This is a genomic window from Streptomyces sp. NPDC002324, assembly GCF_053593335.1.
This window is the reverse complement of the sequence record NZ_JBSFCF010000013.1, coordinates 185,876-196,295: the sequence shown is the minus strand read 5'-3', so window position 1 is coordinate 196,295 and position 10,420 is coordinate 185,876. Positions and strand designations below refer to the sequence as shown.

The 10,420-nt window shown below is 66.9% G+C and carries 7 protein-coding genes; 2 read left to right on the top strand and 5 right to left on the bottom strand.

The genetic code is table 11. The features are described from left to right. Positions 1-83 precede the first annotated feature (83 nt). From ACWCRJ_RS19715 to ACWCRJ_RS19705, 3 genes are all read right to left on the bottom strand, one after another. Positions 84-1,418, bottom strand: a complete 1,335-nt coding sequence (locus ACWCRJ_RS19715) for an MFS transporter (protein ID WP_450940447.1) — start codon at positions 1,416-1,418, stop codon at positions 84-86. A gap of 77 nt (positions 1,419-1,495) precedes the next feature. After that, a complete protein-coding gene (locus tag ACWCRJ_RS19710; protein ID WP_450940446.1) occupies positions 1,496-2,578 on the bottom strand; it encodes an inositol-3-phosphate synthase in 1,083 nt (360 codons plus the stop codon). Between the two features lie 44 nt (positions 2,579-2,622). Next, positions 2,623-3,303: a PadR family transcriptional regulator gene (locus ACWCRJ_RS19705; RefSeq protein WP_450940445.1), complete on the bottom strand. Its 681-nt coding sequence runs from the start codon at positions 3,301-3,303 to the stop codon at positions 2,623-2,625. A gap of 373 nt (positions 3,304-3,676) precedes the next feature. Here ACWCRJ_RS19705 and ACWCRJ_RS19700 point away from each other — a divergent pair, with 373 nt between their 5' ends. Continuing rightward, positions 3,677-6,343, top strand: coding sequence for a transglycosylase domain-containing protein (locus ACWCRJ_RS19700; protein WP_450940444.1), 2,667 nt, complete (start codon positions 3,677-3,679; stop codon positions 6,341-6,343). A 197-nt stretch (positions 6,344-6,540) separates the two neighbouring features. Further along, entirely contained in the window at positions 6,541-8,040 is a 1,500-nt protein-coding gene (locus ACWCRJ_RS19695) for a glycosyltransferase family 87 protein (RefSeq protein ID WP_450940443.1), read from the top strand. A gap of 126 nt (positions 8,041-8,166) precedes the next feature. Here ACWCRJ_RS19695 and ACWCRJ_RS19690 read toward each other — a convergent pair whose 3' ends face one another. Both ACWCRJ_RS19690 and femX read right to left on the bottom strand, forming a co-directional pair. After that, positions 8,167-9,198, bottom strand: coding sequence for an alanine racemase (locus tag ACWCRJ_RS19690; protein WP_046913175.1), 1,032 nt, complete (start codon positions 9,196-9,198; stop codon positions 8,167-8,169). Positions 9,199-9,263: 65 nt separating this feature from the next. Continuing rightward, complete coding sequence (gene femX, locus ACWCRJ_RS19685) at positions 9,264-10,385, bottom strand: peptidoglycan bridge formation glycyltransferase FemX (protein WP_046913174.1); 1,122 nt, start codon at positions 10,383-10,385, stop codon at positions 9,264-9,266. Between the last annotated feature and the right edge of the window lie 35 nt (positions 10,386-10,420).

Below are 10,420 nucleotides of genomic sequence, written 5' to 3'. Positions count from 1 at the left end.
CAGGTTGAACTTGATGCCGCGCTTGCGGAAGACACGTGAAACATCGCACCGCGTCGCTGTGTCTGCATCGACAGGGGCTGCAGTTACTGCGGGGGCGATGTTTCACGTGAAACATCGACGCTCCCGCCCCGACGCTGTCCTGCCATCCCGAAACGGGCCATGGCTACAGCGATCGCTCCGTAGATCACGGCCACGGTGATCACCAGAGCGGCCGAGCGGCCGTCCGGAGCAAGCATGAGGGCGGCCACTGCGGCGGCGCCGACAAAGGCAACGTTGAACAGGACGTCGTAGACGGAGAAGATGCGGCCTCGGTAGCCGTCGTCGACGGCGGACTGGATGATCGTGTCCGTGGAGATCTTCGCCCCCTGGGTGACCAGACCCAGGACGAACGCCGCGGCCAACATGGGCGCTTCCGTGAAGGGCAGACCGAGGGGCGGACCCAGCAGGGCGGCCGCAGCGGAGCAGGCGACGATCCAGCGGTCCGGACCCAACCGCCCGGCCGCCCAAGGAGTGATCACCGCTGCGGTGAAGAACCCTGCCCCCGAGATCCCTACGGCGAGACCCAGAAGGGCCAGGCCTTCCTCGGAGCCGTAGGCCCCGGAACTGTTCGACGACCAGGCATACCGGCACAGCATGAGCACCATGACCGTCAGGGCGCCGTAGCAGAACCGCATCAGTGTCATCGACGCCAACGCCCAGGCAGCAGGCCGTCGCCCCGGCTCGGCAAGATGTCGCACGCCCGCTGTCAGACCCCGCGCCGTCCCGACGAGCGCCGCACCCAGGCGAGGGGGCACCAACCCCGGATCCGGGCCGAGCAGGTCGCGGGCGATCCTCAATGAAGCAAGAGCCGCGCACAGGTACATGATCGAGCCGAGAAGCACCACTGCAGCGTCCGAGTCGAAGCCCACCAGCCGAACGACGAAGGCGAGTCCGCCGCCGACGGTCGCGGCCAGCGTTCCGGCCGTCGGGGAGAGAGAGTTGGCGACCACCAGGCGGTCGGCGTCCACCACCCGGGGCAATGCGGCGGACAGCCCCGCCAACACGAAACGGTTGACCGCGGTGACGCACAGAGCGGAGACGTAGAAGAGCCAGTCGGGTACGTGACTCAGGATCAGGACGGCTGTCACGGACGCCAGCAGCGCGCGCAGCAGGTTTCCGTACAGCAGCACCTGACGGCGTCGCCAGCGATCCAGCAGGACGCCTGCGAAGGGGCCGACGAGGGAGTACGGAAGGAGCAGGACCGCCATGGCGGAGGCGATGGCCGCCGCTGATGTCTGCTTCTCGGGGGAGAACACGACGTACGTGGCGAGCGCGACCTGGAAGACACCGTCGGCACCCTGGGACAGCAGACGTACAGCCAGCAGACGCCGGAAGTCCCGGAGGCGGAGCAGGACGCGCAGGTCGCGCACGACGGACATGGGCCCAGCCTCACATATGGGGAGGGCCCCCGGGCGCATGACCCGGAGACCCTCAACAGCCCACTACGAACGCCTGGTCAGCGCTCGACCTCACCCTTGATGAACTTCTCGACGTTCTCGCGGGCCTCGTCGTCGAAGTACTGCACCGGCGGGGACTTCATGAAGTACGAGGACGCCGACAGGATCGGGCCGCCGATGCCGCGGTCCTTGGCGATCTTCGCGGCGCGCACCGCGTCGATGATGACGCCGGCGGAGTTCGGGGAGTCCCAGACCTCGAGCTTGTATTCCAGGTTCAGCGGGACGTCACCGAACGCGCGGCCCTCGAGGCGGACGTACGCCCACTTGCGGTCGTCGAGCCAGGCGACGTAGTCGGACGGGCCGATGTGGACGTTGTTCTCGCCGAGGTCCCGGTCAGGGATCTGCGAGGTGACGGCCTGTGTCTTGGAGATCTTCTTGGACTCCAGACGCTCGCGCTCGAGCATGTTCTTGAAGTCCATGTTGCCGCCGACGTTCAGCTGCATCGTGCGGTCCAGGACGACACCCCGGTCCTCGAACAGCTTCGCCATGACGCGGTGCGTGATGGTGGCACCCACCTGCGACTTGATGTCGTCACCGACGATCGGGACGCCCGCCTCGACGAACTTGTCCGCCCACTCCTTGGTACCGGCGATGAAGACCGGAAGGGCGTTGACGAAGGCGACCTTGGCGTCGATGGCGCACTGGGCGTAGAACTTCGCCGCGGCCTCGGAGCCGACGGGCAGGTAGCAGACGAGAACGTCGACCTGCTTGTCCTTGAGTACCTGGACCACGTCGACCGGGGCCTCGGCGGACTCCTCGATGGTCTCGCGGTAGTACTTGCCGAGGCCGTCGAGGGTGTGGCCGCGCTGGACGGTCACACCGGTGCTCGGTACGTCGCAGATCTTGATGGTGTTGTTCTCGCTGGCGCCGATGGCGTCCGCGAGGTCGAGGCCGACCTTTTTCGCGTCGACATCGAAGGCGGCGACGAACTCGACGTCACGGACGTGGTACTCGCCGAACTGCACGTGCATCAGTCCGGGGACCCTGGACGCCGGGTCGGCGTCCTTGTAGTACTCGACTCCCTGCACCAGCGACGCGGCGCAGTTGCCCACACCGACGACGGCTACGCGAACCGAACCCATTCCGGCTGCTCCCTGTGTGTACGAGTGAGGTCCTGGCAGGGACCTCACGTGGTGGTGTCGCCGGGCGCATCCGGCCCGGGGAGATCCCCGGGCCGGGGCAGGGCGCCCGGCGCTCCCTCTGTGGTGTCGCGAACGGGCTCTGCGTGGCCGGGACCCTTCAGGTCCCGGCCCGCCCGCTCGCTCTCGATGAGCTCGTTCAGCCAGCGCACTTCGCGCTCCACGGACTCCATCCCGTGGCGCTGGAGCTCGAGTGTGTAGTCGTCGAGGCGCTCTCGGGTGCGCGCCAGTGAGGCCCGCATCTTCTCCAGCCGTTCCTCCAAACGGCTGCGACGGCCCTCCAGGACGCGCATACGCACATCACGGGAGGTCTGCCCGAAGAACGCGAAACGAGCAGCGAAGTGCTCGTCCTCGTAGGCATCGGGACCCGTCTGCGAGAGCAGCTCCTCGAAGTGTTCCTTACCTTCCGCCGTCAACCGGTAGACGATCTTGGCGCGGCGGCCCGTGAGCGGGACGGCGGCAGCATCCTCCGGGGTACCACCCGGTTCCTCGATCAACCAGCCGTTCGCGACCAGCGTCTTGAGGCAGGGGTACAGCGTCCCGTAGCTGAAGGCACGGAACACACCCAACGACGTGTTGAGTCGTTTGCGCAGCTCATAGCCGTGCATCGGGGCTTCGCGGAGCAGGCCGAGGACGGCGAACTCGAGTATCCCGGAGCGCCGGCTCATCGTCGCCTCCCCTCTCCCGCTGGCCCCGTCGACACGTTTTATGCCGAGCTGATGTATCGACTCGATACATCCAGACGATAGAACGCCCCTACGGATGCGACAAGTGGGGATCCGGTGAACGGGGTCACATCACCGATTAGTAGGAAGCAAGTTGCCTGATTTGGGGTGAAGTTCGGTGCTCAGTGGGTTTTGGCGGTGCGTAGTCTGTGCGGCATGCACACCACTGGGAGCCGAGTGACGTTTGAGCACGTCCTCGTCCTGGGTGCGGTACGGATGAATGCCAGCACGACCGCATCCGTACTTCGGGGGGACCGGAAACCAGCCGCCGTTTCCAGGCGCGCACGGGTGCGCCTGCCCGAGGAGTAGTCGTTCGATGAGCGAGCACCGTCGCAAACCGCCGCAGCCGCAGGAAGGCGGACGTGCCGCGGCCCGACGCGGCCAGTCGGCGTCCTCCGGCCGCCGCGCGGCACCGCGGGGCGCCACCGGGTCACTTTCCGAGACCTATGGCTCGGGAGGTGAGGAGACCCAGTACGGGGGCCGTGCCGCCACCCGTCGGGCGTCGCTGAGAAACGAGGACACCGGCGGCGGAAGCCGTCGCAGAGCCGCCGAGCCCGCGGGGCGTGGACCGGGGCGCGGCCGTGGGCGCGCGGCTCCGCCCGGGAAGAAGCGCTTCATCGACTACCCGCGTTCCGGCAAGTACGGAGTGATGCGCTGGGTGCCGTCTTGGCGTCAGGTGACGGGGCTGTTCATCGGCTTCTTCGGAAGCCTGGTGGCGGCGGCCGGCATCGGATACGCGGTCGTGGCCGTGCCCAACCCTGCCGAGGCCGCGACGGCGCAGAACAACGTCTACTACTGGTCCGACGGCTCCCAGATGGTCGCGACGGGTGGTGAGGTGAACCGCCAGATCATCGCGTACGAGAAGATCCCCAAGGCGATGCGCTACGCCGTCATGTCGGCCGAGAACAAGACGTTCGAGAACGACAGCGGCGTCGATCCCATGGGTATCGCGCGCGCCGTCGTCAACATGGCCAAGGGCGGTCAGACGCAGGGTGGCTCGACCATCACCCAGCAGTACGTGAAGAACGCCATGCTCGACGATCAGTCGCAGACTTTGTCGCGGAAGGTCAAGGAGCTCTTCATCTCGGTCAAGGTGGGAACCTCGGTCGAGAAGGAAGAGATCATGCGGGGGTACCTGAACACCGCGTACTACGGACGCGGTGCGTACGGCATCCAGGCGGCCGCTCGCACGTACTTCGGCAAGGACGCCGAGAAGCTCAATCCGAGCCAGTGCGCCTTCCTCGCCGCGGTCCTCAAGGGTGCGACGTACTACGACCCGGCCGGAGCGCCGTCGATCGACCCGGAGGCCTCACCGGAGAAGAACCGCAAGCGCGCCACGGACCGTTGGCGCTGGATCCTCACGGAGATGGTCAAGGACGGGCACCTGTCCGAAGCCGATCGGGCCAAGTACACCGACTTCCCCAAGATCCAGAGCCCTCGGTCCAACGCTCAGCTGGGCGGTCAGATCGGCTACCTCGTCGACACCGCCAAGGGCTACATCCTCAACAACACGGAGATCGACCAGAAACAGCTCGAACAGGGCGGCTACGAGATCCACACGACCTTCGACAAGAACAAGGTCAAGGAACTCGAGAAGGCCGTGGTGAAGGTCCGCAAGGAGAACATCAAGCCCGACCTGCGTCCGAAGACCGACACACATGTGCAGTTCGGTGGCGCGTCGGTGAATCCGAAGTCGGGTGCCATCGAGGCGATCTACGGTGGTGAGGACGCCACCAAGCACTTCACCAACAACGCCGATGTCACCGGTGCGCAGGTCGGTTCGACGTTCAAGACGTACGTTCTCGCGGCTGCCATGACCTGGGGCAAGCGCGATCCCGAACTCGCCGACGGGGATCAGGCGCAGGACGAGCGCACCATCGTCTCGCCGAAGAGCCTCTACAGCGGCAAGAACAACCTCAAGATCAAGGACTACGACGGACAGGTCTGGACCAACGAGAAGGGTGAGGAGTGGCTGCAGGCCAACGACGATGACGCGTCGTACGGCAGCGCGCCGAAGTACCAGATCGACCTCCGTGAGGCGATGCGGGTCTCGGCGAACTCGGCCTTCGTGCAGCTGGGCATGGACGTCGGTCTCGACCGGGTGAAGGAGGCGGCCATCGAGGCGGGCCTCAAGGAGAGCAGCCTGACCGGCACCAGCTTCCCGTCCTTCTCGATCGGTATCTCCGATCCCAGTGCGATCCGTATGGCGGGCTCCTACGCGACCTTTGCCGCCAGCGGTAAGCAGAACGACCCGTTCTCCGTAAAGTCGGTGGAGCACGAGGGCCTGACCATGTTCGACCACGACGACATCGCCGAGCCCAAGCGGGCCTTCACGTCGAAGGTCGCCGACAACGTCACCGACGTCCTCAAGACCGTCGTCGACGAGGGAACCGGTACGTCGGCCCAACTGCCCGGCCGTGATGTGGCGGGCAAGACCGGTACCACCGACGGCAACAAGTCGGCCTGGTTCGTCGGCTACACCCCGCAGCTGTCGACCGCGATCAGCATGTACCGCATGGACGACGACGAGTCCAACAAGAACCGGACGTTCCTGGAGATGTACGGCACGGGTGGCCAGGAGACGATCCACGGTGCCTCGTTCCCGGCCGAGATCTGGCACGACTACATGGAGGACGCCCTCAAGAACGAGCCGGCCGTGGACTTCCCGGAGCCCGAGCCGATCGGTGTGATCGTGAACGACGACCCGGACCCGACGCCGACCCCGACGCCGACCGTGTCGGAGGAGGAGACCCCTGACCCGAGCCCGACGCCGACCGAGAGTGAGGTCGTGCCGTCACCGACACCCAGCGAGACCTGCACCAACCCGTTCGACCCCACCTGTGAGGACACGGGCGGTACGGATACGGGCGGTACGGATGTCGGTGGTGCCGACGGCGGGGTGACGCCGACACCGACGGAGTCGGAGGACGATACGAGAGGCAACCAGAACGGGGGAGGACTCTTCGGAGGCTCCAACGGGTAGCTCCTCGCCCCGCAGGATGTGTTTCACGTGAAACAAGGGCCACCGCACCAATCAGGCGCGGTGGCCCTTGCTGTGGGTGCCGGGAAGGCCGGAGAGCATGGTGGGGCCGTGTTTCACGTGAAACACGGGCGCTCGCCTCAGGGCCGGACTCGGCAGCCCTGGACGTATTCCCGGGCGCGTACGGCAGGATGTGCGGCATGCCCAGTGCAGAGACGACGCGAGTGAGCGTGAACAAGCCGGAGCCCGTACGGCCGACCAAAGAGGACGAGGTCGCTGCGACCGGCAGCGAGCTGATCGGCGGCCCGATCGGGCGGCGGGCGCTGCTCGGCACGTCCTGGTGGACGCCGGTACGGGTCGTCGCGCTCGTGGCGATCGGAATGTTCGCGCTGGGCATGGTGCAGAAGCTGCCCTGCTATGACGGCGGCTGGTTCTTCGGGGCCAGCTCCCAGTACACGCACGCGTGCTACTCGGATATCCCGCACCTCTACCAGGGGCGTGGTTTCGCCGACGGGCTCGTGCCGTACTTCGACAAGATCCCCGGCGACATGGAGTACCTCGAGTACCCGGTGCTGACGGGCGTCTTCATGGAGGTCGCCGCCTGGCTCACCCCGGGCAGCGGCACCATTCAGGACCAGGAGCAGTGGTACTGGATGGTCAACGCCGGGATGCTGATGGCCTGTGCGGCCGTCATCGCCGTCTGCTGCGCGCGCATCCACCGCCGGCGCCCCTGGGACGGCCTTCTGATGGCACTGGCGCCCGCCTTCGCGCTGACGGCCACCATCAACTGGGACCTGCTGGCCGTGGCCCTGCTGGCTGTCGCCATGCTGATGTGGTCGCGTGAGCGCCCGCTTGCCTTCGGTGTGCTGATCGGGCTCGCCACAGCCGCCAAGTTCTATCCGTTCCTGGTGCTCGGACCGCTCTTCGTGCTTTGTTGGCGGGCCGGCAAGTGGCGCGCGTTCGCGACCGCGCTGCTCGGTGCCGTAGCTGCCTGGCTCGCGGTGAACCTCCCGGTGATGCTCCTGGCACCCGACGGATGGGCGAAGTTCTACCGCTTCAGTCAGGAACGCGGCGTCGACTTCGGCTCTTTCTTCCTCGTCATCTCGCAGCGGATGAACATCCAGATCACGGGCGAGACGGCGAACGCGTACGCGATGGTCTCGATGGTGCTCGTCTGCGCGGGTATCGCCGCGCTCGCGCTGACCGCACCGCGCCGCCCGCGCTTCGCCCAGCTCGCCTTCCTGATCGTCGCGGCCTTCATCCTCACCAACAAGGTCTACTCACCGCAGTACGTCCTCTGGCTGGTCCCCCTCGCCGCGCTGGCCCGGCCCCGGTGGCGGGACTTCCTCATCTGGCAGGCATGCGAGGTGGCGTACTTCCTGGGGATCTGGATGTACCTCGCCTACACGACCAGTGGGGACGCCCACAAGGGGCTGCCTGCCGAGGGCTACCAACTCGCCATCATGGCTCACCTGCTGGGGACGCTGTACCTGTGCGTCGTCGTCGTGCGGGACGTCTTCATGCCCGATCGGGACCCGGTGCGCCGGGCAGGTGACGACGATCCCTCCGGTGGAGTGCTCGACGGCGCGGAGGACGTCCACGTCTACGGCGCGGCAGCCCGCCCTCCGCGGCACGCCGTCCACGTCGACGGACCGCAGGTGGACTGGGGCAGCCACGGACCGGAGAAAAGTTCGCTCTGAGCGAACAGGGCGCGGACGGGTGACGCAGGAAGGCCGTACACGAGGTTCTCGTGTACGGCCTTCCGCGTGGTACCAGGGCCGATCCAGGCGGGCGATTCGTTCGCCAAGTCCTTGGGGAAGCGAGCCTCAGCGGTCGACGGTCCGGTCGAACTGCGTGGTCGTGTGCCGCAGATGGGCCACCAGTTCCTCGCCGACCTTCGGCTCCGGGGCGTCCGAGGGGACGAAGAGAATCGACACCTGCATGTGCGGCGGCTCGGCGAACCAGCGCTGCTTGCCGGCCCAGACGAAGGGAGAAAGGTTCCGGTTGACCGTGGCGAGGCCCGCCCGGGCAACGCCCTTGGCGCGCGGCATGACGCCGTGCAGCGCCTTCGGCGCCTCCAGGCCTACGCCGTGCGACGTACCGCCCGCCACGACCACCAGGAAGCCGTCCGAGGCGGCCTTCTGCTGGCGGTAACCGAAGCGGTCGCCCTTGGCGACGCGGGTGACGTCCAGCACAGCTCCGCGGTACTCGGTCGCCTCGTGGTCGCCCAGCCACAGCCGCGTGCCGATCCGGGCCCGGAAACGGGTCTGTGGGAACTGCTGCTGCAGGCGGATGAGGTCCTCGGACTTGAGGTGGCTCACGAACATGGTGTGCAGCGGCAGGCGGGCCGCGCGCAGCCGGTCCATCCAGCCGATGACCTCCTCGACGGCGTCCGAGCCGTCGGTGCGGTCCAGCGGCAGGTGGATGGCGAAGCCCTCCAGGCGCACGTTCTCGATGGCCGCGTGGAGCTGGGGCAGCTCCTGCTCGCTCACCCCGTGCCGCTTCATCGAGGACATGACCTCGATGACGACACGGGCGCCCACGAGGCCGTACACGCCGTCGACCGACGACACGGAGCGGATGACGCGGTCGGGAAGGGGGACGGGCTCCTCAGCGCGTCTGTATGGGGTCAGCACCAGCAGGTCGCCGCTGAACCAGTCCTTGATCCGGGCGGCCTCGTACGTGGTGCCGACGGCGAGGATGTCCGACCCGAGGCGCGTGGCCTCTTCCGCCAGCTTCTCGTGCCCGAAGCCGTAGCCGTTGCCCTTGCAGACGGGGACGAGTCCCGGGAACTGCTCCTGAACATGCTTGTGGTGTGCCCGCCAGCGCGCGGTGTCGACGTACAGCGTGAGCGCCATGGACGGTCCCGGAACCTTTCTGGTGGCTGCGGTGTATCAGAGGTATGGAAACAAAAACGGGGGCGTCAGCGGCGCGACATGTAGATGTCGAGCGCCTTGTGAAGCAGCTTGTTCAGCGGGAAGTCCCACTCGCCGAGGTATTCGGCGGCCTGTCCGCCCGTGCCCACCTTGAACTGGATCAGGCCGAAGAGGTGATCCGTCTCGTCCAGCGAATCCGAGATGCCGCGCAGGTCGTAGACCGTCGCACCGAGAGCGTAGGCGTCGCGCAGCATGCGCCACTGCATCGCGTTCGAGGGCCGGACCTCACGGCCGATGTTGTCCGAGGCGCCGTAGGAGTACCAGACGTGCCCGCCGACGACCAGCATGGTGGCGGCGGACAGGTTCACGCCGTTGTGCCGGGCGAAGTAGAGCCGCATGCGGTTGGGGTCCTCTGTGTTGAGGGCCGTCCACATGCGCTGGAAGTACGACAGCGGACGCGGCCGGAAGCGGTCGCGCACGGCCGTGATCTCGTACAGCCGCTGCCACTCCTCCAGATCCTGGTAACCGCCCTGGACAACCTCGACACCGGCCTTCTCGGCCTTCTTGATGTTGCGGCGCCACAGCTGGTTGAAGTTCCTGTGGACCTCTTCCAGGGAGCGGTTGGCCAGCGGCACCTGGTAGACGTAGCGGGGCTGTACGTCACCGAAGCCGGCCCCGCCGTCCTCGCCCTGCTGCCAGCCCATGCGGCGCAGTTTGTCGGCGACCTCGAAGGCCCGCGGTTCGATGAAGTCGGCCTCGATGTCGCGCAGCCGCTTCACGTCCGGATTCTGGATGCCCGCCTTGATGGAGGTGGCCTCCCAGCGCCGGATGATCACCGGCGGGCCCATCTTGACCGAGAAGGCGCCCTGCTGCTTCAGATGGGCGAGCATCGGCTCCAGCCAGTCGGTGAGGTTCGGAGCGAACCAGTTGATGACCGGGCCCTCGGGCAGATAGGCGAGATAGCGCTTGATCTTGGGCAGCTGGCGGTACAGCACCAGGCCGGCGCCGACCATCTCGCCGGTTCTGTCGTCGAACCACCCGAGGTTCTCGGAGCGCCACTCGGCCTTGACGTCGGCCCAGGCCGGGACCTGCATGTGGCTAGCCGAGGGCAGGCTCTGGATGTATGCCAGATGCTGCTCACGGCTGATCGTCCTCAGGGTCAGGCTCATTCAGGGCGCTCCTCGGGCTGGTGTGTCCCCATGGG